Source organism: uncultured Parvibaculum sp. (genome assembly GCF_963975745.1).
Lineage (GTDB): Bacteria > Pseudomonadota > Alphaproteobacteria > Parvibaculales > Parvibaculaceae > Parvibaculum.
Genome location: NZ_CAXBIB010000012.1, coordinates 79946 through 104210, shown reverse-complemented (window position 1 = coordinate 104210; position 24265 = coordinate 79946). Strand labels below are relative to the sequence as shown.

Below are 24265 nucleotides of genomic sequence, written 5' to 3'. Positions count from 1 at the left end.
TGTTCGCCGTCTACGCATACGCCTGTCGTCACTGCCCGCCCGCATCGAAGGACACGAGCTTCGCTTCACGCAACATTTGCTGTTCCTGCGGCTTCGTCGCCGGCCGCAACCCGAGCAGCGGCGCGACCCGCGCCACCACCCGCGAGGTCACCGGCGCCGCATTCCAGCCGGCCGTCGCATAGCCATAGGTGTCCTTTGTCGGCTTCGGTTCGTCGAACATCACGATCATCGCGTAGCGCGGATCGTTGGCCGGAAAGGCGCTGATGAACGAGGTGATCAGCTTGTTGCGGGCATAACGGCCGTTCTCGGCCTTCTCCGCCGTCCCGGTCTTGCCCATCACCGGATAGCCGGCCACATCGGCCTTGCGTCCCGTGCCTTCCGCCACCACCATCCGCATCAGCCCGCGCATCGTCTGGCTGACGTCGCTCGAAATCACCCGCGCCCCAAGCTGTGTTTCGTTGCGGCGCAGGAAGGTCGGTTCGACCTTGAACCCGCCATTGACGATGGTCGAGATCGCGCTGACGACCTGCAGCGGCGTCACCGCAATGCCGTGACCATAGGATGTGGTGATGGTCGACAACTCGGTCCAGCGCGCCGGCGTCAGCGGTGCGCCGGCCTCCGGCAGTTCGATCTGCGGCCGCGTCAGCATGCCGAAGCGGCGCAGATACTCGCGGTGCTCGTCACCGCCCAGCTGCAACGCGATCTTGGCAGTACCGATATTGGAGGAGTGAACGAAGACCTCCGGCACGCTGAGCCAGCGGTTCTGCGCATGGAAATCGTGAATCTTGAAGCGCGCCACCTGCATCGGCTTGGTCGCGTCGAACTGGCCGTCGAGCCGAACCTTGCCGCTGTCGAGTGCCGCCGCAAGCGTAACCGCCTTGAATACCGAGCCCATTTCGTAAACGCCGAGCGTCGCGCGATTGAAACGCGCCTCTTCGGGTGCCGCCATCGGGTCGTTGGGGTCGTAGTCGGGCAACGACGTCATCGCGACGACTTCGCCGCTATGCACATCCATGATGATGCCGACCGCGGCCAGCGCCTTGAATTCGCTCATTGCCTTTTCGAGTTCGTCCGTCAGCGCATGTTGCGCCTTGATGTCGATCGACAGCATCACCGTCCGGTTTCGGTCGAAACGCGGCGCGCCGAACGAGTCAGGGCGGGCGAGCGTCCGGTCCATGTAGCGCTCGATGCCGGCCGTGCCGTTATTGTCGATATCGACCATGCCGAGCACGCTGGCGGCGGTCTTGCCGTTGGGATAGACCCGCTTTCGCTCGTTTCGGAAATCGAGCCCCGGCAGGCCGAGATAATGCACCGCATATTGCTGGCGCGGCGCGAGATCGCGCTTGACCCACATGAAAGCGCGGCCCGAGGCAAGCTTGGCCGTCATGTCGCCAACATCCAGCTCGGGCAGCACGGTCGCAAGCTGACGCGCCGTTTCGCCGGGATCGATAATGCTGCGGCCATCGGCATAGAGCGAAGCGGTGCCGATATCGGTTGCCATCACCTCGCCATTGCGATCGACGATATCGGGTCGCTGGATCGGTGCGGCGCTGTCGACCGCGGCAACGCGCGACGCGCCGTCGCCGCCGATGATCGCCAGCCCGACAAGCCGCGCGCCGATCAGCGCGAAACAGGCAGCGAACACGGCGATCGCCAGCGTGATACGGCGCTCCGATGGCGTCCGGCCCTGCCCGTCGCCGGCACGGGCGGCATGACGCGGCCGGGCGATCGCGTCATGTCCCGGCTGAAGGAAACGCGGCTGCGGCTGGGGCAGGTTGCGGCGACCGATCATTGAATGGACCTCCCGCTTCCAGCACCTTCGGCGACGGAACCGGCATAGCCGCCCAGCGGCTGCCGGCCCGAAGGCACGTAGAAATCGTCTGCCATATGCGGCATCGGCAGGTCCTCGAACTCGACGATCTGGCTGGCCGTCAGCGGCCTGAGCTCCATGTAGCGCGCGGCCAGCTCCTGCAGCCGCTCCGGCTGGTTGAGATAGCTCCACTCGGCCCGCAGCACGCGAATGGCGTCCCGCTCGCCATTGATCTCCGCCTCGATGCGGGTTGCCATGCGGTCGGCGCCCTCGGCGCGATACTTGATGTCGTAGAGACCGACCGAAAGGCCAATCACGGCGGCAACGAGCAGCAGGTTGATGAACCGGATCATGCCCGCCCTCCCGCCGGCGCTTGCCGGTCGAGCATCGGAACCGCGCGCAGGCCGAGCGCTGCGGGATCGAGCGGCAGCGCCGGCGCGCCGGTCCGTTCAGCCGCGCGCAGCTTGGCCGAACGTGCGCGTGGATTGATCTCGATCTCGGCCTCGGGCGCCTTGCGCGCCTTGTGTTCGATTTCGTGGAACGACGGCGCGGCCTCGTCGCGCTCGGGCATGTGGCGGTTGGCGCGCCCCGCCCGCCCGGTCCGCGCGGTAAGGAAGCGCTTGACCGCCCGGTCTTCGAGCGAATGGAACGTGACGACAGCGAGGCGGCCGCCGGCATGCAGCAGGTCTTCGGCGCCCGACAGCCCGCGCGCCAGTTCGCCCAGCTCGTCATTGACGAAGATGCGAAGCGCCTGGAAGGTGCGCGTCGCCGGATGGATACGGTCCTGCGGACGGCGGCCGATCACCCGCGCCACCGTTTCGGCAAGCTCCAGCGTCCGCTTGAACTCGGCTTGCGCCCGCGCCGCGACGATCGCCTTGGCGACCGCCCGTGCGCGCTTCTCTTCGCCATAGACGGCGATGATCCGGGCAAGGTCGCTTTCGTCGAAATGATTGACGACATCGGCGGCGGACGGGCCCTCGCCGCCCATGCGCATGTCGAGCGGTCCGTCCTGCTGGAACGAGAAGCCGCGCGCGGCCTCGTCGAGCTGCATCGAGGAAACGCCGAGGTCGAGCACCACCCCATCGACGGTCTCGTGACCGAGCGCGCGCACCAGCCGAGCCATGTCGCCGAAGCAGCCTTCGATCAGCGTCAGCCGGCCGGTGAACTCGGTCGCCAGCGCCCGGCCACGCAGGATCGCGCTCGGGTCGCGGTCGATCGCCAGCACCGCGCAATCGGCGGCGCCGAGAATGGCCCGCGTGTAGCCGCCCGCACCGAACGTGCCGTCGACATAGATCCCGCCATCATGCGGCCGGAGAACATCGAGGACATCGGCGAGCATCACCGGGATATGAGGGGCGTTGCTCCGGCCGCTGTCGCTCATCGTCCACCTCCATCCGGGATGGGAAGCGGCGCCTTGAGCATGGCGCGGAAACCGGGAACCTGCTTCCTGGCTTCGACGGCAAAGGCCTCATAGGCCCTGGGTTCCCAGATCTGGAAGCGTTCGCCGGCGCCGACAAAGGTCGCCTCGTCGGTGATGCCGGCCATCTCGCGCAGCGTCTCGGGAAGAATGACGCGGCCATCGGCGTCGAACATCAGTTCGGCACTTTCGCCGAGCAGCACCGAGGCCAGCATGTCGCGCTCGGGCGAGAACGGGTCGAGCCGCGCCAGCATCTGGTCGATCTGGCTCGAAAAGGCAGGCCCGCAGCCCTCGATGAACCGGCCCTCGTTCAGCGGCGGAAAGCAGATGATCCCGTTGAAGCCCTGGGCGACCGTTACGGCGCGAAACTTCGCAGGCACGGACACGCGCCCCTTCGCATCGATCTTGTTCGTGAAACGCCCCCGGAACGACTCCATCGGCCGACCTCTCCCCTCTCTCGGGCCGCCCCCTCCTGCCTGAGGGAACTTGTGCCCGCGGGACCGGCGGACGCTCTATGGGCGCGGCTGGGCCTTGTACGGGACATCATGGGATAACATGGGATTTCATGGTCGTCAACGGGAAAGCCTAGTATTTTCGCGGTTTTCCGCCCCATTTTGACCCGCCTGAACTGTCTGAATGGGGGGTTAATTCATCGAGGACTTGAGAACACAAGTAGAACATCTTTGCTCTCCAGTCGTCGCATCTGGACCGGCTCGCCTGCCTTCCTTCTGACCGGTCGCCACGGCGGCAGCGCGCCCACTTTGTGACAGTTCGATGACAGAGGGGGGTGTCAGATGGCCTGTAAGCCGGGTTCTGTGCCCTTGCGGGCGATGGCCATTCATCTGGGACGCCCGTTGCCGGACGCCTCTAGCAACCAACCCGGGCGGCGGCCCGGAAACGGGTTGTCAGGCTAAGTGCCTGAACTGCCGCCCCTATTTGGTCTTGCTCCCGGTGGGGTTTGCCGTGCCGCGCCCGTTGCCGGCCGCGCGGTGCGCTCTTACCGCACCCTTTCACCCTTACCCCGGCCCGCAGGCCGCGGCGGTTTACTTTCTGTGGCACTTTCCCTGAGGTCGCCCTCGCCGGCCATTAACCGGCACCGTGTCTCCGTGGAGCCCGGACTTTCCTCTGCGCTTGCACGCAGCAGCCATCCGGCCATCTGACGTGACTGAGATGGGCCTGAAATTCATCCGCGTCAAGACGCTTGCGGATCGCCGCCGCAGTCCCGACATTGCCTGCAACGACAATCCGAACAGGGAGAAACACAATGAAGGCAGCGGTCTATTACGAAAACGGTCCGCCCTCGGTCCTGAAATACGAAGACATTGCCGATCCCGAATGTCATCCGCAGGGCGTCGTGATCAGGGTCGAAGCGGTCAGCATCGAAGGCGGCGACACGTTGAACCGCGGCGGCGGCGCGCTTGCCACCGAGCCGCATGTGGTCGGCTATCAGGCCGCCGGCACGATCGTCGAGACCGGCGCGGAAGTGACACATCTGAAACCCGGCCAGCGCGTCACCACCGTCAACGCATTCGGTTCGCATGCGGAGCTTCGCGCGGTGCCGGCACGCAATGCATGGATCGTCCCCGACAGTCTCGACATCAAGATCGCCTCGGCGATTCCGGTCCCGTTCGGAACCGCGCATGATTGCCTGTTCGAGTTCGGCCGCCTGAAGGCCGGCGAAACGGTGCTTGTGCAGGCGGGCGCCGGCGCCGTCGGCCTCGCCGCGATCCAGCTTGCGAAACGGGCAGGCGCCACGGTCATTGCAACCGCATCGAGCGATGAACGTCTCGAAGGTCTGAAACAATACGGCATGGATCACGGCATCAACTACCGCACGCAGGATCTGGTCGCCGAAGCGAAACGCCTGACCGACAACAAGGGCGTCAATCTGGTCGTCGATCCGGTCGGCGGTTCGACCTTGCAGAAATCGATCCTCGCCCTCGCCTATCGTGGCCGCATTTCGATGGTCGGCCGCGCCGGACGCGAGGACATGCGCGTCGATGTCTCGACGATGATGGGCGGCAACCAGTCGCTCTCGGGCGTGTTCCTCGGCGCCGAGATCTTCACCGACCGCGTCCACGACAACATCCAGAACCTGATCGACGACATCGCGAAAGGCGAGCTGAAGGTCGTGCTCGACAAGTCCTTCCCGCTGAAGGATGCCGCCGCGGCCCATGAATATATCGAAAGCCGCAAGGCCTTCGGCCGCGTGACGCTTATTCCTTAAGCGACGGCTTTCGCGGCATCCGCAAGACGGCGAAGGGTGGCGACGGTCGAGAGATCCGCCACCCCGTCGACCCTTGCCGGACGGAAATGCCGCTGAAAGGCGGTGACGACGGCCTGCGTCGCCGCGTCATAACGGCCGAGCACCTCAAGCCCGTAGCCGTAATCGGCCAGCAGGAATTGCAGTTCGGCAACGCTGTCGCCGCGGTCGCCGAGCGACAGCGACGGACCTTCGACAAGCGGTTCCGGCTCGACCCAGAGCCCGATGCCGGCCCGCGCCAGGCGGGCCCAGTCGAACCACTCGCCCGGATCGGCCTTGCGTGCCGGCGCAATGTCGGAATGGCCGAGAACGCGCGCGCGCGGAATCGGGTGACGCGTGAGAATGTCGCGGCACAGGGCTTCGACGGCCGCCATCTGGATATCCGGATAAGGCGGCGAACCGAAATCATGCCCGCCATTACCGATCTCGATACCGATGGAGCAGCCATTGATGTCGCTCTCGCCGGCCCAGTGACCGACACCGGCATGCCAGGCCCGCCTTTGTTCCGGCACCATGCGCGTGATGCGTCCACTCTCGTTGACAAGGTAATGCGCCGACACCTTGGCCGCGGGATCGCACAGCCGGTCGAGCGCTGCCGCCGTGCTGGCCATGCCGGTGTAATGCAGCAACAGGATGTCGACGGCGCGCCCGGCCGGCCGTTCGTCGCAGTTCGGCGAAAGTCGCTCGTCACAGAGAAGGGTCATCAGGGTCCGGTATCCACAATCCGCTTCTGGCGTATCGACACGATCAGAACGCCCGTCAGGGCGACGAGCGCACCGATCAGCATACGCTCTGTCAGCACTTCGCCAAGCAGCATGACCGCAAAAAACACCGTAAAGACCGGGGCCAGAAGCGTCAGCGGCGCGGTCTGCGTCACCTCATAGCGCTGCAGCAGATAATAGATGCCGGCATGGCCGACAAGGCTCGACGCGAAGGCGACATAGAAGACACCGGCCCATTCCATCAGATCGGCTTCGGCAAGTGCCGCAATCTGTCCCTGCTCCAGCGCCAGCGACCCCGCGATCATCAGCGGCGCGGCGGCAAGCGCGACCCAGGCCTGCATTTCGAAGACGCCGACATTGCGGATCTGGCGCTGATAGATCGTGCCGATGGAACCGACCAGCGCCGAGGCAACCACGAAGAGCAGTCCGTCGATATAGGTGAAGACGGCCGGATCGAAACTGATGACCATGACGCCGGCGAATGAGAGCGTGATGCCGAGCCAACGCCGCCAATGCACCTGTTCCTTCAGAAAGACGATCGACATGATCGTCGCGAAGGGAACGCCGAGCTGGCTCGTGACCGCAACGACAGACGCGGTGGAAAGCGAAAGGCCGACAAAGAACAGGCCGAAGCCGATGGGCCCGGCGCAAAGCGCAATGATGATGACCTGTTTCATCCGGCCCTGGTGGATCCGCAGGAACGGAAACAGCACCAGCACGATCAGCGTGAAGCGAAGCGCCGCGAACAGCAGCGGCGGAAAATGGTCGAGCGACACCTTGGCCGCGATCAGCGCAAAGCCCCAGATCAGATTGATAAGGACCATGAAGCCCAGATGGAGGGGGGTCATCGCAAATCCATGCCGTCCGAAGGCCCCGTCCGGCCGGCGCCCTGTGCGGGCGTTGTTAGCGCAGCCCGAAGGCCGCGCATAGGGCTGGAATGGGCCCGGCTGTCATCGAACTGTCAAAAAACTGTCACAAACGGCACAGCCGCAAATTTTTTGAGCCATTTCCCGACCCATTTTCCCGGGTTAATTTTTCCCGTCTGGTGCCGGCAAGCCGGATACCCCCGGCTTGTGGAGATGCCGGAAATACTTGGCCAATACTTGCCTGCCTCATGAAGTCTCTTGTGCCGGATGCGGGCTCTCCCGGATGTAGCTGGAGCGAACAGCCAGGGCCGCAGCCGCTGCGAGCATCGCCGTCCCGAGGAACATCGGCGCTGCGCCGAACGCATCGGCAGCCGACCCGGCCGCGACCGGGCCGAGTACGCTACCTGTGGCAACGGCAAGAAGCACCGCCGTGAACCCGCGCGACGGGAGAGCCGGGAACAACCGATCCGACCAGAACGCCATCGCGGCACTCATCATCATGACGTTGATGCCTTGCAGTCCCGCCGAGACGACCACGCCCGTCCATGATGTCGGTACCAGCGCGATGAGCGCAGAAGACAATGCGGAGGCCAGCATCAGCAGGCGCAGGAGCAGAGGCAGACCCATTGCGGTCTTCACGCTCCCCGTGACAAGCCCGACAAGGCCGAGGACGCCGTAGCAGATGAAGACGAGGCTGCCCGAGACATTGGCTGGAACGCCAGCGACACCGCCGGCCTGCGCGATCCGATCGGCGGCAAAGGAAATATAGACTGTCGAGGTGATGCCGAAACAGAAACCGATTCCGAACAGCGGTATGGCTGCCCGATGAAACAGCACCCGCCATCGCAGCGCGGGGCGCGGGCGCGGCGTTCCGGTAACATCGCGCAACGCAATCCAGTTGCCGAGAAGCGAGAAAGCGCTGCCGAAGGCAAATATGGCCCAGCAGAGCCGCCAGGAAACGCCGCCCATGCTCATCAGAAGCGCCGCGGTGCCGGCAGCCGCAATCCCGAGGCTCGTGCCGGTGCTGACCAGCGAAAGCGCCGCGGGCCTTGCCGCCTCGTCTACGCCTCGATTGATCGCGTCGCTGAACGGTGTCCAGGAAAAGCCGGCACTCAACATCGCCAGAAGGATACCAAGCGAGAGCACCGGCAGGTTTGGGGCGACCGCGACCATCGCGATACCGGCTGTCGCGGCGGCCAGGCCGCAAACGATCGGCAGCCGCGGTCCTTTCCGCGCCGTCATGACCTGCGAAATCAACAGGCCGACGAAGAAACCGAAGAAACCCAGACTCGCGATGATGCCGGCTTGCTGGATCGAGATCGAGAACACCGATCTGAATTCCGGCAGGAACAGGCCGAACCCCATGCGGGCGGGACCGTAGGTAATGGCGGTTGCCGCAAAACCGGCGGCAGACAGCTTCCAGAACGGCGTCATGATGCGGCCAGGATCAACGGCGCGCCTGAAATTCTGGCTGCTCGGTCGCTGCGACAGTCATCCTCTGCGTCATACGGACTGCGCCTTGCCAACGAGAACGCGTGCCACGGCGATCATCGCCGAGGTATCGCGCATGCAGTAAGCCTTGAGCGCATCTTCAATGGCCGAACGACGTTCCGGAGTTGTGGCGGGATCGATCGCTTCCAGATAGGCCGCCTGCGCATCGCCGCCGTCCTTCACTTCGAGGCCGGAATAGCCTGCCTCGCCTATGGTCGGAAGCACGGCCTTGATCGACCAGCTGCCGCGTTGGTCGTGGTGATACCAGTGGTTTCTGGCAACGGGAAGGAGATCGACGGTCCTTTCGGCCATTGCCAGCAAGGCTTTTGCACGCTTGGGGCAGTCACGCGCCAGTTCGTTGAGTACGCGCCGTTCGAACTGCGCGTTGTAGGCAACAATCGTGGCGCCCTCGGGAATCGACCGGACGAGCGCCTCGGCGCAGGCCGTACGTGGGTCGGCGCCGGTCATGTCGAGGGACTCATGATGTTCGATTCGTCCGTCCTTGCTTTCGAGATGAAGCGAGAATTGGAAGGGCACTTGTTGGTAGGGCCGCGTGCCGATCCACCTGGGAACCGCGAAGGCGATCGTCTCGAAATCGAGCCATGCTCGTGGCCAGCCCCATTCCGCCATGGCGGTCCTGGCTCCGGCAACATCGTGATAGGGCGTGCCACTGCGCGTGGCGGCAACGATGCGGGCATTTCGTTGGCTGAGCTCGCGCTCGTCAAGATCGAGCAAGTCTTCAATCCCCTGCTCAAGCCATTTCCTCCCCCCGCCGTTGGGCAGGATCGTAACCGGCCATTCCGGCCCCGCGGGCATGTCGCGGTTGCACCACCCTGCAAACTCGCAGGAGAACGGTTTGCTGCAATGATCGCCGGGCATAATTTCTGGCTCAGGACCGGCCAGCACCTCGCGCGCCTGTTCGACCACGCTCGGGCGCGCGCTGACGGTGCCTTCGATTTCGGCCATCAACTCTGCATCGGCGAATAGACCATCGTAATCGCCCTCGCGTTCCAGTACAAAACCGTTGTCCAGATGGCGGATCGCCGCGCCGGTCACTTCGATGCCTGCTTCGCGCGCGACCCACACCTGGGTCGCCAGATCACCACGATGGTAGTCCTTGGCGCCAGTCGAGCTCTTGACCTCGAACATCCGCCAGCCATTCCCGTTGCGCGCGAGGATGTCGACGCGCACAAGCACGCCATCGTGTTCGAACGTCGCCTCGAAGATCGGGCCGGGATGCCCTTCCTCCAGCAGTCGCAGTGTCTCCGCGACCGCAGCAGAAAGATTGGGCTCCGCCTCCACCATCACGCCTTGCGGATACAGCGCGCAGGCCAGCGCCCCGACCTCATGTCCCGCCGCAAACCGCGCCTCGGCGCCTTCGTCGAGCTCGGCACGGCCCGGCGCATGGACCTGCTGCCACAATCGCCGGGAGCATTGCTCGAAGGCAGTGATCTTCGATTTCGAAAGACCGAAGCGGTGTAAGCGGTGGTTGGTCATAACCGGAGCTTAGATGGACTGACATACAGTTGAAAGCCTACGTGCAGCAGCCTGTGTTGGCTCCGCGCCGTTCGACGGGATCGCGGTAAGCCGCTAAATCCGCGGTCGTGAAAAAAATCTCCTGCCGCCGATTGCCCCGCTGCGTGACGTGATGCGGGACATCCGGAACGACAATGCGTGCAAGCCGGGCCATGGGCTGAAAACGTAACGACGCCCGTATCGTCCGTCAATTAAGTATTGTGTCCTCGTGATTACCTTGTGTTCCCGCAATTACCGTTGTTGTTTTCAAGTGATTTCGGTATTTTCAGTTGGGTTTCAAGAGGAGATTTTATGACGGCGACAGCGAAGCATGCCTATTACATCAAGCTGGGACGGGGTGGCGAGTGGGAAGACGAATGCCTGCGTGATGGGACGATCCGGTTTGGCTACCGCGAGACCCCGCACAAAGATTGCACCGCAGGGGCGTGGGATCGGGTCAGGGACTTCTGGACGGAAAGGCGCGGCGACGCTGGCACGGCCGCCCGCGATACGAATCAGATTCGCGCCTTCTATGAAGCCGACGAAGATGACCTGTTCATTACGTTCGCGCACGGCCTGTTGCACTGGTGTAGACCGGCCGGGCCGGTGGAAGTGCTCCCGGATGGTGGACGACGTCGCGCCACGGCCCATGGCTGGAGTAGTCAGAGCACCAGCGGTGCATCGCTGAGTTCCGATCGAATCTCGGGCCATCTGCTGAAGGTCCAAATGTTCCGGGGCACGATCTGTCTGGTCAAACCCTTCGACTATCTGCTCCGCAAGCTCAACGACGAGCTTTCGCCAGAGGTGGTGGTGGCAGAGGTTGCCGAGCGCGCGCTGATGGAAGCCATCACGGGTCTGATGCGCTTGCTCACCTGGCAGGATTTCGAGCTTCTTGTCGATCTCGTATTTTCGACTAGCGGCTGGCGGCGCGTTGGCGTGGCCGGGAGAACGCAGAAAACGGTCGATCTCGAATTGATCCTGCCGACGACTGGCGAGCGTGCCTTCGTCCAAGTCAAATCTCAGGCAAGCAACGCAAGTCTGAAAGACTATAGAGCACGGTTTGATCAGGCCGATCTTTATGACCGCATGTTCTTCGTCTGGCACACCGGCACGGTTACCGCCGAAGATGATTTTGACGGGATCACGCTGGTCGGCCCGGAGCGTCTATCCCGCATGGTACTCGATGCGGGCCTGTCGTCGTGGCTGCGCGAGAAAGTCTCCTGAGCAAGGAAGGGTGAACGTGCATCGATAACCAATGCTGCCATGACACGAACTAAGGGCGAATTAATGGGACACAATACCTGATTGCGAGTCCGCTGATCCCGGGCTCTTTTTTGTTCAGCACACGTCCTGTCTCGATGAAGGGCAGGCTTTCTTTTTTCGGGCAGCCGGCAAGCGCACGGCGGCGCGCCTCACGCCGCGATACCGCGCGCCTTGGCGATCCTGTCATAGGCGACATTGATCGCCGACAGCTTCTCGTTGGCAATGGCGACCAGTTCCTTCGGCACGCCCCGCGCGACCAGCATGTCGGGGTGGTTTTCCTTCACAAGGCGGCGATAGGCCTTCTTGAGGTCCTCGTCGGAAATGTCGGGCGTGATACCGAGCACGAGATAGGGATCGCCCTTCTCGTGGCCCAGGTGGCTGGCCCGGATACGCGCGAACTCGATTTCCGAAAAGCCGAAAATATCGGCCACCGTGCGCAGATATTCGAGCTCCTGCGGATGGACATAGCCGTCAGCCTTGGCGATGTGAAAGAGCGCGTCGAGCACGTCTTCAAGCACAGCCGGCTTGTCCGCATAGATGCGCGCCACCTGGCTTGCATAGGCCTCGAAGCCGGCAACGTCCTGCTGGGCAATGCGGTAGACGCGCTGCACGTTGCGTGCCTCGCCGGGCGGGACATGAAAGATTTCCTCGAAAGCCCGCACTTCCGCGTCGCTGACCTCGCCATCGGCCTTGGCCATCTTGGCCGAAAGCGCGATCAGGGCGACCGTGAACACGACTTCGCTGTCCTGGAGCGCGCGGTCGATGACGATATGTCCGGCGACCGCACCCAGAAGCGCGCCCAGAGGCCCACCGACGGCCAATCCGACGCCGGCGCCCGCGATTTTTCCCCAAATCGACATGGGCGCCAGCTTAGGATGTTTCGGGCGCTTTCGCATCTGCGAAATGCGAGGGACACCTTGCGGAAATCGGCCGATGTGACCCGAAATTGGTCCCATGCCTTTCCATTTCCGCCCGGCCGGAGCCTGTGGCAGTTTGCCCGCCATGACGCATGACCCCTTGCCCGAAAACACACACCCCCGATGGGATTTCTGGATCGATCGGGGCGGCACCTTCACTGATGTGATTGGCCGCGCGCCGGATGGCAGCCTGACGGCACGGAAGCTGCTGTCGGAGAATCCGGAGCACTATGCGGATGCGGCGCTCCAGGGCATTCGCGACCTTCTGGGTGTGCCGGCCGGCGCCCCCCTGCCGGCAGGCCGCATCGGATCGGTCAAGATGGGAACGACGGTCGCAACCAACGCGCTGCTCGAACGCAAGGGCGAGCGCACGCTGTTTCTGACCACGCGCGGCTTTGCCGACGCGTTGGCCATCGGCTATCAGGCACGGCCGCATCTCTTTCGCCTGAAGATCGAAAAGCCCGAACTTCTCTATGAGCGCGTGGCGGAGGTTGGCGAGCGCGTCACCGCCGAAGGCGAGGTTGTGGCGGGTCTCGACCGCGACGAGACCCGCGCCGCGTTGCTGGCGGCCCATGAAGCGGGCATACGCGCCGTCGCCATCTGCTTCATGCATGGCTACCGCTATCCGGCGCATGAGGACGCGGCCGCAGCCATCGCGCGCAACATCGGTTTCACGCAGGTTTCGGTCAGCCACAAGGCAAGCCCGCTGATCAAGTTCGTCGCGCGCGGCGACACCACGGTGGTCGATGCCTATCTTTCGCCAATGCTGCGCCGTTATGTCGACGGCGTGGCCCGCGAGATCGGCGCCGAGGATGAGGGCACGCGGCTTTTCTTCATGCAGTCGTCTGGCGCCCTGACCGATGCGGCATTGTTCGAGGGCAAGGACGCGATCCTGTCCGGTCCCGCTGGCGGCGTGGTCGGCGCGGCGGCAACCGCGGCGGAAGCAGGCTTCAGCCGCGTCATCGGCTTCGACATGGGCGGCACCTCGACCGACGTGTCGCATTTCGACGGCGACTACGAGCGCAGCTTCGAGACCGAAGTTGCCGGCGTTCGCATGCGCGTGCCGATGATGCGCATTCACACGGTGGCGGCGGGCGGAGGTTCGATCCTTCACTACGCGGACGGACGTTTTCAGGTTGGGCCGGATTCGGCAGGCGCCAACCCCGGCCCCGCCTGCTACCGGCGCGGCGGGCCGCTCGCCGTCACCGACGCCAATGTGATGCTGGGGAAACTGCAAGCCGATCTCTTTCCACCGATCTTCGGACCGGCGCAAAACGAACCGCTGGCGGCCGATCTGGTGCGCGAACGCTTTGCCGAACTTGCCGCACGCATCGGCGGCCGGACGCCGGAAGACGTGGCCGAAGGCTTTCTCCGCGTCGCCGTCGAAAACATGGCCAATGCCATCAAGAAGATCTCGGTCGAGCGCGGCCACGACGTGACGGCCTACACACTCTCCTCATTCGGCGGCGCCGGCGGCCAGCATGCGTGTCTCGTCGCCGATGTACTGGGCATGAAGACCATCCATATCCATCCGCTTTCGGGCCTCCTGTCGGCCTATGGCATCGGCCTTGCGCGCGTTGCAGCGTCGCATGCGCGCGCCGTGATCCGCCCCTTCGACGACGAAATGACGGCGGAACTCGATGCCACGATTGGCGAGCTGACCGACGCGGCGCTGGCGGAACTCGCGGCGCAAGGCGTCGACACGGCGCGCGCGACAACGCGGACGGTCCTGCATCTGCGCTACGAAGGCAGCGACACGACGCTGCCTTCCGATTTCACGGCCCGCGACCGGCAGGCCGCCATCGAACATTTCGAAGCCGCGCATCGCGCGCAATTCGGCTTCAGCTTCGAGGGCCGGACGGTCGTGGCGGAAGCCGTCGAAGTCTCCGCCGAGGACGCGAGCCGCCCGCACCGCGACGGCGAAAGCCCGGAGCGCGCGGCCGGCGCGCCCGAGCCGCATGACAGGCGGCGCATCTATAGCGGCGGCGAATGGCGCGAGGCGAACATTTATATGCGGGCGGCGCTGACGGCCGGCCATGAGGTGGCGGGACCGGCAATCATCGTCGAGCCGAACCAGACGATCGTGGTGGAACCCGGCTGGCGCGCCGAGGTGACGGCGAAGGACCATATAGTGATGCGCCGTGTCGAGCCCCTGCCCGCCCGCATGGCCATCGGCACCGGCGCCGATCCGGTGATGCTGGAGGTTTTCAACAATCGCTTCATGTCGATCGCCGAGCAGATGGGCGCGGCGCTGCAAAACACCGCCTCGTCGGTCAACATCAAGGAACGGCTGGATTTTTCCTGCGCCGTTTTCGACCGCGCGGGCGGCCTGGTGTCCAACGCGCCGCATATGCCGGTGCATCTGGGTTCGATGGGTGCCAGCGTGCGCGCCGTGATCGACCAGAACCCGGACATGGGTCCCGGCGACGTCTTCGTGCTCAATGCGCCCTATAATGGCGGCACGCATCTGCCCGACGTCACCGTGGTCGCGCCTGTCTATGACGAAACGGGGAAGGATCGGCTGTTCTATGTCGCCGCACGAGGGCACCATGCCGATATCGGCGGTATCACGCCGGGCTCCATGCCGGCCCATTCGCACAATGTCGAGGAAGAAGGCGTTCTGATCGACAATTTCCGTATCGTCGAAAAGGGCCGGCTGTGCGAGACGGAGTTGCGCGAGCTTCTGACGGGCGGCAAGTACCCTTCGCGCAATCCCGACCAGAACATCGCCGATCTTCGTGCCCAGATCGCAGCCTGCGAAAAAGGCGCGCAGGAACTCCGCCGCATGATCGCCGAGTTCGGCCTCGACGTCGTCGAGGCCTATATGGGCCATGTCCAGGACAATGCCGAGGAAAATGTCCGCCGCGTGATCGGCCGGCTGAAGGATGCGCGTTTCGAGCAGAAGATGGACGATGGCTCCGTCATCTGTGTGAAAGTAACGGTCAACCGCGAGGCGCGTACCGCCCGGATCGATTTCACCGGCACGAGTGCGGAACGCGCGTCCAATCTCAATGCGCCCTCCGCCGTTGCCCGGGCGGCGGTTCTCTATGTTTTCCGCTGCATGGTGGACGACGACATTCCGCTCAATGAAGGCTGTCTGAAGCCGATCGAGATCGTCATTCCCGAAGGTTCGATGCTGGCGCCTCGCTTTCCGGCGGCCGTCGTTGGCGGCAATGTCGAAACGAGCCAGGCGATCACCGATGTGCTTTTCGCCGCCTTCGGCGCCATGGCTTCGGCCCAGGGCACGATGAACAACCTGACCTTCGGAAATGCGCACTACCAGTATTACGAAACGATCGCCGGCGGCGCAGGCGCCGGTGCGGACTTCGACGGCGCCGATGCCGTGCAGACGCATATGACCAATTCACGCCTGACGGATCCGGAAGTTCTGGAATGGCGGTTTCCGGTTCTGCTGGAGGAATTCAGTATCCGGCGCGGCTCGGGCGGTGCCGGGCGCCACAAGGGCGGCGACGGAACGACCCGGATCATCCGCTTTCGCGCGCCGATGAGCCTCTCCATTCTGTCGACGCGCCGCATCGTTGCGCCGTTCGGGCTGATGGGTGGCGGAGACGCGGCAACGGGCGAAAACCGGATCCGCCGCGCCGATGGAAAAATCGAACGGCTCGACGGCTCTGCGCAGGCCGAGCTCGACGCCGGCGATGCGGTGATCGTCAGGACGCCCGGCGGCGGCGGCTTCGGCGGGCGCTGACCGCGGCATCCGATATCGGACGAAGGGCGCGCGCCTCTCGCGTTGGACCGCGAGTCGTCCCGGCAGCGTTCAATGGCATCAATTAACGGTCTCGCGATGTCAAAACCGGATTTTTATCCACATTGGATTCCGTTCGGGAATTCAAGCGCTTGAAGTCCGAAGCTCAGACCGTCAAAAGTCATGTTGCAGCGCAGCCACGAAACCGCTTGCGAAGATCCCGGTTTATGCCCGAAAGTCCTCCTCCACCCACGACGAGTGGAGGCCGAAAATGATTGCAACGAAAGTCGGTTACCTCGCTACCGGGCTTGCGTTTTTCTTCGTCGGCGCCGTGGCGATGGGCTTGTTCTGATCTCGACAGGACCTCAACACCAGCGGCAGCGATGCCGCTCCCCCCAAGAGCTCCGAGGGCGCGTTCGCAGGGCGCGCCCTCTTCATTTTTTCAGGTCAGTCCGCCGCCTGCGGAAAACGCGCGGCATAGTCCTCAAGCGGCAGCCGCGTCGCGTTCACCACGAACGACACCATGTGGTAGAGGCCGGCAAGGACGATCATCTCGAGCAATTGCTCGTCGCTGAATGCTGTCTTGAGCGTCATCCACAGATCATCGTCGACGGTGCTTGTATCGTGCAACTGATCGACGAGCCGGACGATGAGTTTTTCGCGCGCATTCCAGCAATCGGCATCCGCGCCCGGCGCGACGGTCGCGGCGACTTCGGCCGGACCGAATCCGACACGCTCACCAAAAAAGGCGATATGGACCCCCCATTCATATTCGCCGCCGCAACGCGCACAGGCGCGATCGATGACGATTTCGCGCTCGCGTAGCGAAAGCGTCCCCTTGTCGAGCAGTCCCCCCGCCATGAACCGCCGAAAGACGCGCGGATTGCGGGCAAGCGTGCGGAAGAGCACCAGCGGTTCGACGCCGGGCGGCATCAGCTTCTCGAGCGTCCGTTCCATGTCGTCGTCGTAAGGTCTTGCAGCGGGTTCGATCCGGGCCGGCATGGCGCCATCTCCTTTATTGCTACGATTTCAGTAGCAAGAACATGGCGCTTCTCTTTTCGTAGCGCAAGCGCTAATCTGCCGGCATGACGAAAACGCCGAAACCCGCCCCTCGCCCCGGCCGCCGCGCGCGCGGTTCGACGACGGGCCGTCCGATCATGGTGCTGCTCGACCTGCTCGGGCGGCGCTGGGTCTTGCGGATCCTCTGGGAGTTGCGCGGCTCCCCCCTGACCTTCCGCGCGCTGCAGGCAGCCTGTGGCGGATTGTCTCCGAGCGTTCTCAATTCACGGCTGTCCGAATTGCGCGACACCGGAATCGTCGAGCAGCGCATCGACGAAGGCTATGCGCTGACGGAACAGGGGCGCGAACTGCTGTCGCAACTCGCGCCCCTGACGGCCTGGTCTGAAAAGTGGGCACGCTCGCTCGCCTGAAACAAGGCAAGCTTCAGTTCAGGCCGCTTCCTCTTCCGTTTCGGCGCCCGGTGTGTAGTTGAGAATGGGCGCCAGCCAGCGCTCGCATTCCTCGAGCGTCATGCCCTTGCGGGCCGCATAGTCGACCACCTGATCCCGGCCGATCTTGCCGACACCGAAATATTCCGACTGCGGATGGCTGAAATAGAACCCGCTCACGGCGGCGCCGGGCCACATGGCACAGCTCTCCGTGAGCTTCATGCCGATCTTCGCTTCCGCATCGAGCAACCTGAAAAGCGTCTTCTTCTCGGTATGGTCCGGCTGGGCCGGATATCCGGGTGCCGGCCGAATGCCCTGATATTTCTCGGCAATCAGGTCCTGATTGCTGAGCTTCTCGTCTGCCGCATAGGCCCAGAACTCGCGGCGCACGCGTTCATGCATATGCTCGGCAAAGGCTTCTGCCAGACGATCGGCCAGCGCCTTGGACAGGATGGCCCGATAGTCGTCATTGGCCTCCTCGAAGCGCCTGGAGACTTCGTCCTCGCCGAAGCCCGTCGTCACGGCAAAGCCGCCGACATAATCGGCGATGCCGGTTTCCTTCGGCGCCACGAAATCCGCAAGCGCCATATTGGCGCGATCCGATGTGCGCTTCATCTGCTGGCGCAATGAATGGAGGACCGCCAGCGTTTCCTTGCGCGTGTCGTCGGCATAGAGCTCGATATCGTCATCCGCGATCTGGTTGGCAGGCCAGAACCCGATGACGGCCGCCGCCTTGACCCATTTCTCCTCGACCATCTGCTTCAGCATGGTCTGTGCATCGTCGAACAATGCGCGTGCGGCCTCGCCCACCTTGTCGTCCTTCAGGATCTGCGGGTACTGACCGGCCAGCTCCCAGGTCTGGAAGAACGGCGTCCAGTCGATATAGGGAACCAGCTTTTCGAGCGGATAGTCCTCGAAGATTTTCGTGCCGAGAAAGGTCGGATGCACGGGCTTGTAGCCCTTCCAGTCGACGACAAGGCGGTTCTCCCGGGCCACCGCGAGGCTCTGCCGATCCTTTTTCTCGCGCGCGCCGGCATGCGCCGTCGCCATCCGGGCGTACTCCTCGCGAATATCCGCAACGAACTTTTCGCGCGACGTCTCCGAAATGAGATTCGAGGCTACGCCGACAGCCCGGCTCGCATCGGTCACATAGATGGCCTGACCGCGCTTGTAGTTGGGATTGACCTTGACGGCCGTATGAATCCGGCTCGTCGTCGCACCGCCGATCAGCAGCGGGATGTCGAAGCCTTCGCGCTCCATCTCGGCCGCGACATGACACATCTCGTCGAGACTCGGCGTGATGAGACCCGACAAGCCGATGATGTCGACCTTCTTTTCGCGCGCGACCTTCAGAATCTTGTCGGCCGGCACCATGACGCCAAGATCGATCACCTCGTAATTGTTACACTGGAGCACGACGCCAACGATGTTCTTGCCGATATCGTGAACATCGCCCTTGACCGTCGCCATCAGAATGGTCGCCGCCGTCTCCTTCTGCGTCGCACCTGTCAGTTCCTTTTCCTTCTCCATGAAGGGCATCAGATAGGCCACGGCCTGCTTCATCACCCGCGCACTCTTGACCACCTGCGGCAGGAACATCTTGCCGGCACCGAAGAGATCGCCGACGACGTTCATGCCGTCCATCAGCGGCCCCTCGATCACATGCAGCGGACGTTCGGCCTGCTGCCGCGCTTCCTCGACATCCTCCTCGATATAGGCATTGATGCCCTTGACCAGCGAATGCGTCAGGCGTTCGCCGACAGGCTTTTCGCGCCAGGACAAGTCTTCCTCGCGCTTCTTGCCGGCACCGCCCTTGTATTGCTCCGCCGCCTCGAGCAGCCGCTCGGTCGCGTCGGGCCGGCGGTTGAGGATCACGTCCTCGACTTTCTCCCGCAGCCCCGGCTCGATATCATCATAGATGCCAAGCTGACCGGCATTGACGATGCCCATGTCCATGCCCGCCTTGACGGCGTGGTAGAGGAATACCGAATGCATCGCCTCGCGTACCGGCTCGTTGCCGCGGAACGAGAACGAAACATTGGACACGCCGCCCGATACATGCGCATAGGGCAATTGCTGCCGGATCCGCTTTGTCGCCTCGATGAATTCGACGGCGTAATTGTTGTGCTCCTCGATGCCCGTGGCGACGGCGAAGATATTGGGATCGAAGATGATGTCCTCGGGCGGAAACCCCACCACTTCGGTCAGCAGCTTGTAGGCCCGTTCGCAGATTTCGAACTTGCGATTGGCCGTATCCGCCTGCCCCTCTTCGTCGAATGCCATGACGACGGCCGCCGCGCCGTAACGCTTGACCTTGCGCGCCTGTTCGAGAAACGCTGCCTCGCCTTCCTTCAGGCTGATGGAATTGACCACGGCCTTTCCCTGCACGCATTTGAGGCCGGCTTCGATCACCGTCCATTTCGACGAGTCGATCATGATCGGCACGCGCGAGATGTCGGGCTCCGACGCGATGAGGTTCAGGAAACGCACCATCGCCGCCTGGGAATCGAGCATCCCCTCGTCCATGTTGACGTCGATGATCTGTGCACCATTCTCGACCTGCTGCCGCGCGACATCCAGCGCTTCGTCGAAGCGATCTTCGACGATCAGCTTCTTGAATTTGGCCGAGCCCGTGACATTGGTGCGCTCGCCGATGTTGATGAAATTCGCAGTCGATTGAGTCATGAGTTTCTATCTAACTTTTCTGAAGGCAAGAAGTTGGCGGTCCGGGCGTTCAGGCCGCCGTAAAGGCCTCGAGTCCCGACAGTCGCAAGCGACGCTCGATCTCCGGAATGGCGCGCGGACGAACGCCCTTCACCGCCTCGGCGATGGCACGAATATGATCGGGAGTCGTGCCGCAACAGCCCCCGACGATATTGACAAGCCCGGACGCGGCAAATTCGCCGACCAGTGCCGCCATCTGCGCGGCATCCTGATCGTACTCGCCCATCTCGTTCGGCAGCCCGGCATTGGGGTGCGCGCTGACATGGGCATCGGCGATACGCGAGAGCGTGTCGATATGCGGCCTCATTTCCTTCGCGCCCAGCGCGCAATTGAGTCCGATCGAGAACGGCTTCACATGCCGCACCGAATTCCAGAAGGCTTCCGGCGTCTGCCCGGAAAGCAGCCGGCCCGACATGTCGGTGATCGTTCCCGAAATCATTACCGGAAGTTCGAAGCCGAGCTCTTCGAAGACTTCCTCTACCGCAAACAGCGCGGCCTTCGCGTTCAGCGTGTCGAAGATCGTCTCCACGAGAATGGTATCCGCGCCACCCTCGATCAGTCCGCGCGTCGCCTCCTTGTAGGCCGCCACAAGTTCATCGAAATTGACATTGCGGAATCCCGGATCATTGACCTTGGGCGAAATCGACGCCGTACGGTTGGTGGGCCCCAGCACGCCGGCAACGAAACAGACGCGTCCCGGCGTCTCGCTTTCGGCAATATCGGCAGCCTCGCGTGCGATGCGGGCACTTTCGACATTCATCTCATAGGCGAGATCTTCGAGATGGTAGTCGGCCTGGGCGATCCGGGTCGCGCCGAACGTATTGGTCTCGGCAAAATCTGCGCCGGCCCGGTAATAGGTGAGATGAATCTCGCGCAGGATGTCGGGCTGCGACAGCGAGATCAGCTCGTTGTCGCCCTTGACGTCATGGGGATGGTCCTTGAGACGCGCCCCGCGAAAGTCGGCCTCGGCAAGCTTGTAGCCCTGGATCATCGTGCCCATGGCGCCGTCGAGCACCAGGATGCGTTCCTTCGCAAGCGCCTTCAGTCTTTCGATACGTTCGTCTCTGGTCATGATGTGGTTCCTCAAGCCGGCTCTGCCGGCGTCAGCGCTGCCTGCGGGCGCAAGCCCAGTACGTGACAGATCGCGAATGTGAGATCGGCCTGGTTGAGCGTGTAGAAATGAAACCGGTCGAAGCCGTAGCCGCGCAGCCGGTTGACCTGCTCGGTCGCGACATAGGCGGCAATCAGTTTGCGTGTCTCCAGTTCGTCATCGAGGCCGATATAGTAGTTTTCCAGCCATGACGGGATGCTGGCGCCGCAGCGGGCGGCCATGCGCCTGGTGCCCTTGAAATTGGTGGTCGGCATGATGCCCGGCACGATCGGCACCGAGATTCCCGCCCCCCGCACCTTCTCCAGAAAGCGGACATGCTTTTCGGTATCGAACACGAACTGCGTGATCGCCCGCGTCGCGCCGGCATCGATCTTTCGCTTCAGCAACTCGATATCGGCCTCCATCGAGGTTGATTCCGGATGCTTCTCCGGATAGGCCGATACGATCACGTCGAAATCACCGATCTTGCGGATTCCGGCGATCAGCTCCGGGGTCGACTGGTAGCCGTCGGGATGCGGCTGATAGGGCGCGCCGAGTTCGGGCATGTCGCCGCGCAAGGCGACGATGTGCCGGATGCCCGCATTCCAGTAGCCGCGGATGACATCGTCGACCTCGGCGCGCGACGCGCCGACACAGGTGAGATGCGCAACCGGCTCGAGTGTCGTTTCATCCAGAATGCGCTTGACGGTTGCATGGGTGCGCTCGCGCGTCGAACCGCCCGCCCCATAGGTCACGGACACGAACTCGGGCGCAAGCGGCTCGAGCCGGCGGATCGAACGCCACAAGGTCTGTTCCATCTCCGGCGTCTTGGGCGGAAAGAACTCGAATGAGACGCGCGTCCGCTCGCGCTGGTTCTGGTCGGCCTTCCGGCTCATCTTGCAACTCCTTCATATTCGACCTGGCGCGCCTTCAGCCGCGCTGGATCTCCCGGCCGGTCGGCAACCCAGATCGACACGGTCAGCTTCGCATCGTCATCGCCCTCCGGGGGCAGGTGACACACCTCCCGCATCGCGAGTCCGGCATCGACAAGCCATCCCGCAACCTCGTCTTCGCTGAACCCCAGCCTCCGATGCGCGTGGCTCTCGCGCAGGAAATCCAGTTCATGCGGCGCAAAATCGGCAATCAGCAGGCGTCCGCCGGGCTTCAGAACTCGTGCCGCCTCGGCGATCGACGCCGCCGGATCGTCGAGATAGTGCAGCACCATGTGCAACGTGACGAGGTCGGCCGTCGCATCCTGCATCGGCAGATCGTAGAGGTCGCCCTGCCGGACCGAGCAATGCGCCAGCGCCGGACCGGCCAGCTGCGCCCGCGCCAGCGCCAGCATTTCCGGACTGAGGTCGATGCCGATTCCGCTTTTCGCCATCGGCCCGAAGAGTTCGAGCATGCGACCGGTCCCCGTCCCCAGATCGACCACGACCTCCATCCTGTCGCAAGCGCCCAGATCCATCATTGCCTGCTCGACCTTGCCTTCAGGCACATAGAGCGAGCGAATCCGGCTCCATTCCTCGGCATTCGCGCGGAAATAGGCGGCGGCCTTATCGGCACGCGCGGCCCGCACCGCCTCCAGCCGCTCGCCATCGCGCGCGATGACAATGTCCTCTTGCGGAATCAGACCGGTCAGCACCTCGGCAAGCGCCGCCACGGTGCCGCCACTGGCAAGGCGATAGAAAACCCAGCTTCCCTCCCGGAAACGTTCGAGCAGCCCGGCTTCGCACAGCAGCTTGAGGTGGCGACTGACGCGTGGCTGGCTCTGACGCAGGATCTGCGTCAGTTCCGTCACGGTGAGTTCGCCGCGCGCCAGCAAGGCCAGCAGACGCAGCCGCGTCGGCTCGCCGGCGGCCCGCAACCCTGCAAGAAGTTGTTCCATACGGCATCCATCCGTCGCGAATTTCGAAACATATAAACATATCCTTATGTCTTTCAAAAGGTCTTTGTTGGGCTGCAGCATTTCCGCAACAGAACGGCCGAATCGACTGTTCGACGTATCTGCCATAGCTGGTTAACGCCCATCCCCTGTGCTACCTAGAACCGTCATGGGCGCTCGAATCGAAGCGCAAATGGCAGGGTTTCTGCGGCGTTCATGCGAATTTAAGGGCTTCGCGGGATGCTTCAGGGGGCAGACGGACAGTCCCGCGAATTGAGCGCAGATTGCAGCGATCGGTTGCGGTCGGACGACCTTGCGGCCCGGTGGGTTTCGGATTGAGGACGAACGAGATGACGAACATCGGGGCACGGACGGCGCGGTCGCGCCTGCTGGCGGGGATTCTGGCGATCGCGATGCTGGGCGCTGGCGGCATGGCGCGGGCCGACGATGTCGAGAACGATCCCCTCGAACCGATGAACCGCTATTTCTTCGAGCTCAACAAGTTCTTCGACACGATCCTGCTGAAGCCGGTCGCCACTTGGTATGACGGCGTGGTGCCCGAGCCGGGCCGCGACGGCGTGCGCAACTTCCTCGACAATCTCAGAAGCCCGGTCATTCTCGCCAACGACCTGCTGCAAGGCGAATGGGATCGCGCCGGCACGACCGCCAGCCGCTTCGGCATCAACACCACCGTCGGCGTTCTCGGCCTGTTCGATCCGGCATCGAGCTGGGGCATGAAGCAGCACAGCGAAGACTTCGGCCAGACGCTTGCCGTCTGGGGCACGGGCGAAGGGCCCTATCTCTTCCTGCCGGTGCTCGGCCCCGCCCCGCCCCGCGACCTGACCGGCTTTGTCGTCGACCAGGCCTTCGACCCACTGACATATATCTACTGGGACCGCGCCAAGACCGTGCCGACCACGCGCTTCGTGGTCAACGGCATCGACCAGCGCGCGCGCAGCCTGACCACGCTTGACCAGATCGAACGCACCTCCGTCGACTACTATGCGACAGTGCGCAACCTCTACCGGCAGAGCCGCGCCAATGAAATCGCCAATGGCGAGCGCGATCTCGATGCCTTGCCGGACATCGACAACCTCAGTTTCGACACAAACGAGCCCAACACTCCGGGCATGAGGCCCTGAGCGACG

Annotated in this window: 17 protein-coding genes, 1 other RNA gene and 1 pseudogene; 5 read left to right on the top strand and 14 right to left on the bottom strand. The window is 63.4% G+C overall.

Annotation, left to right across the window (positions count from 1 at the left end; genetic code table 11):
* Window positions 1–28: 28 nt before the first annotated feature.
* From AAC071_RS11220 to rnpB, 5 genes are all read right to left on the bottom strand, one after another.
* Window positions 29–1792 (bottom strand): penicillin-binding protein 2, encoded by a 1764-nt coding sequence (locus AAC071_RS11220; RefSeq protein ID WP_339832543.1) that lies wholly within the window; start codon window positions 1790–1792, stop codon window positions 29–31.
* Window positions 1789–2163, bottom strand: a complete 375-nt coding sequence (locus AAC071_RS11215; RefSeq protein ID WP_339832541.1) for a hypothetical protein — start codon at window positions 2161–2163, stop codon at window positions 1789–1791. The genes AAC071_RS11220 and AAC071_RS11215 overlap by 4 nt, the downstream gene beginning before the upstream one ends.
* Window positions 2160–3191 (bottom strand): 16S rRNA (cytosine(1402)-N(4))-methyltransferase RsmH, encoded by a 1032-nt coding sequence (gene rsmH, locus AAC071_RS11210; RefSeq protein WP_339832539.1) that lies wholly within the window; start codon window positions 3189–3191, stop codon window positions 2160–2162. The genes AAC071_RS11215 and rsmH overlap by 4 nt, the downstream gene beginning before the upstream one ends.
* Window positions 3188–3664 carry a division/cell wall cluster transcriptional repressor MraZ gene (locus AAC071_RS11205; protein ID WP_339832536.1) on the bottom strand — a complete coding sequence of 159 codons (477 nt, stop codon included), beginning with the start codon at window positions 3662–3664 and terminating at the stop codon, window positions 3188–3190. The genes rsmH and AAC071_RS11205 overlap by 4 nt, the downstream gene beginning before the upstream one ends.
* A gap of 349 nt (window positions 3665–4013) precedes the next feature.
* Window positions 4014–4387, bottom strand: an RNA gene (gene rnpB / locus AAC071_RS11200) — RNase P RNA component class A.
* A gap of 104 nt (window positions 4388–4491) precedes the next feature.
* Between rnpB and AAC071_RS11195 the strand changes: the two genes are divergently transcribed.
* Entirely contained in the window at window positions 4492–5454 is a 963-nt protein-coding gene (locus tag AAC071_RS11195; protein WP_339832535.1) for a zinc-binding alcohol dehydrogenase family protein, read from the top strand.
* Here the strand turns inward: AAC071_RS11195 and AAC071_RS11190 are convergent.
* The 4 genes from AAC071_RS11190 to AAC071_RS11175 form a co-directional block, all read right to left on the bottom strand.
* Window positions 5451–6194, bottom strand: a complete 744-nt coding sequence (locus tag AAC071_RS11190; protein WP_339832534.1) for an N-acetylmuramoyl-L-alanine amidase — start codon at window positions 6192–6194, stop codon at window positions 5451–5453. The two genes, AAC071_RS11195 and AAC071_RS11190, sit on opposite strands and share 4 nt — an antisense overlap.
* Window positions 6194–7060, bottom strand: coding sequence for a DMT family transporter (locus AAC071_RS11185; protein ID WP_339832531.1), 867 nt, complete (start codon window positions 7058–7060; stop codon window positions 6194–6196). The genes AAC071_RS11190 and AAC071_RS11185 overlap by 1 nt, the downstream gene beginning before the upstream one ends.
* 264 nt (window positions 7061–7324) lie before the next feature.
* Entirely contained in the window at window positions 7325–8512 is a 1188-nt protein-coding gene (locus AAC071_RS11180) for an MFS transporter (RefSeq protein WP_339832530.1), read from the bottom strand.
* A gap of 69 nt (window positions 8513–8581) precedes the next feature.
* Window positions 8582–10066, bottom strand: coding sequence for a DUF2779 domain-containing protein (locus tag AAC071_RS11175; protein WP_339832528.1), 1485 nt, complete (start codon window positions 10064–10066; stop codon window positions 8582–8584).
* A gap of 330 nt (window positions 10067–10396) precedes the next feature.
* Here AAC071_RS11175 and AAC071_RS11170 point away from each other — a divergent pair, with 330 nt between their 5' ends.
* Window positions 10397–11308, top strand: a complete 912-nt coding sequence (locus AAC071_RS11170) for a hypothetical protein (RefSeq protein ID WP_339832526.1) — start codon at window positions 10397–10399, stop codon at window positions 11306–11308.
* Window positions 11309–11496: 188 nt separating this feature from the next.
* On the opposite strand, the gene AAC071_RS11165 is transcribed toward AAC071_RS11170, so the two are convergent.
* Entirely contained in the window at window positions 11497–12207 is a 711-nt protein-coding gene (locus tag AAC071_RS11165; RefSeq protein WP_339832523.1) for a TerB family tellurite resistance protein, read from the bottom strand.
* 142 nt (window positions 12208–12349) lie between these two features.
* Here AAC071_RS11165 and AAC071_RS11160 point away from each other — a divergent pair, with 142 nt between their 5' ends.
* Window positions 12350–15973 carry a hydantoinase B/oxoprolinase family protein gene (locus AAC071_RS11160; protein ID WP_339832521.1) on the top strand — a complete coding sequence of 1208 codons (3624 nt, stop codon included), beginning with the start codon at window positions 12350–12352 and terminating at the stop codon, window positions 15971–15973.
* A 444-nt stretch (window positions 15974–16417) separates the two neighbouring features.
* Here the strand turns inward: AAC071_RS11160 and AAC071_RS11155 are convergent, their stop codons facing one another.
* A complete protein-coding gene (locus AAC071_RS11155; protein ID WP_339832520.1) occupies window positions 16418–16972 on the bottom strand; it encodes a carboxymuconolactone decarboxylase family protein in 555 nt (184 codons plus the stop codon).
* An 83-nt stretch (window positions 16973–17055) separates the two neighbouring features.
* Between AAC071_RS11155 and AAC071_RS11150 the strand changes: the two genes are divergently transcribed.
* Window positions 17056–17400: a helix-turn-helix domain-containing protein gene (locus AAC071_RS11150; RefSeq protein WP_339832519.1), complete on the top strand. Its 345-nt coding sequence runs from the start codon at window positions 17056–17058 to the stop codon at window positions 17398–17400.
* A gap of 18 nt (window positions 17401–17418) precedes the next feature.
* Here the strand turns inward: AAC071_RS11150 and metH are convergent.
* The 3 genes and pseudogenes from metH to AAC071_RS11135 all read right to left on the bottom strand — a co-directional run bounded on the left by metH (window position 17419) and on the right by AAC071_RS11135 (window position 23120).
* Window positions 17419–21214, bottom strand: a pseudogene (gene metH / locus AAC071_RS11145) (methionine synthase).
* 11 nt (window positions 21215–21225) lie between these two features.
* The gene (gene metF, locus AAC071_RS11140; protein WP_339832517.1) at window positions 21226–22128 is read right to left on the bottom strand and encodes a methylenetetrahydrofolate reductase [NAD(P)H]; all 903 of its coding nucleotides are present in this window, start codon (window positions 22126–22128) and stop codon (window positions 21226–21228) included.
* On the bottom strand, window positions 22125–23120 hold the full coding sequence (locus tag AAC071_RS11135) for a metalloregulator ArsR/SmtB family transcription factor (protein WP_339832515.1): 996 nt from the start codon (window positions 23118–23120) through the stop codon (window positions 22125–22127). The genes metF and AAC071_RS11135 overlap by 4 nt, the downstream gene beginning before the upstream one ends.
* Before the next feature lie 347 nt (window positions 23121–23467).
* On the opposite strand from AAC071_RS11135, the gene AAC071_RS11130 reads away from it, so the two are divergent.
* Window positions 23468–24259 carry a VacJ family lipoprotein gene (locus AAC071_RS11130; RefSeq protein WP_339832513.1) on the top strand — a complete coding sequence of 264 codons (792 nt, stop codon included), beginning with the start codon at window positions 23468–23470 and terminating at the stop codon, window positions 24257–24259.
* The last annotated feature ends 6 nt before the right edge of the window (window positions 24260–24265 follow it).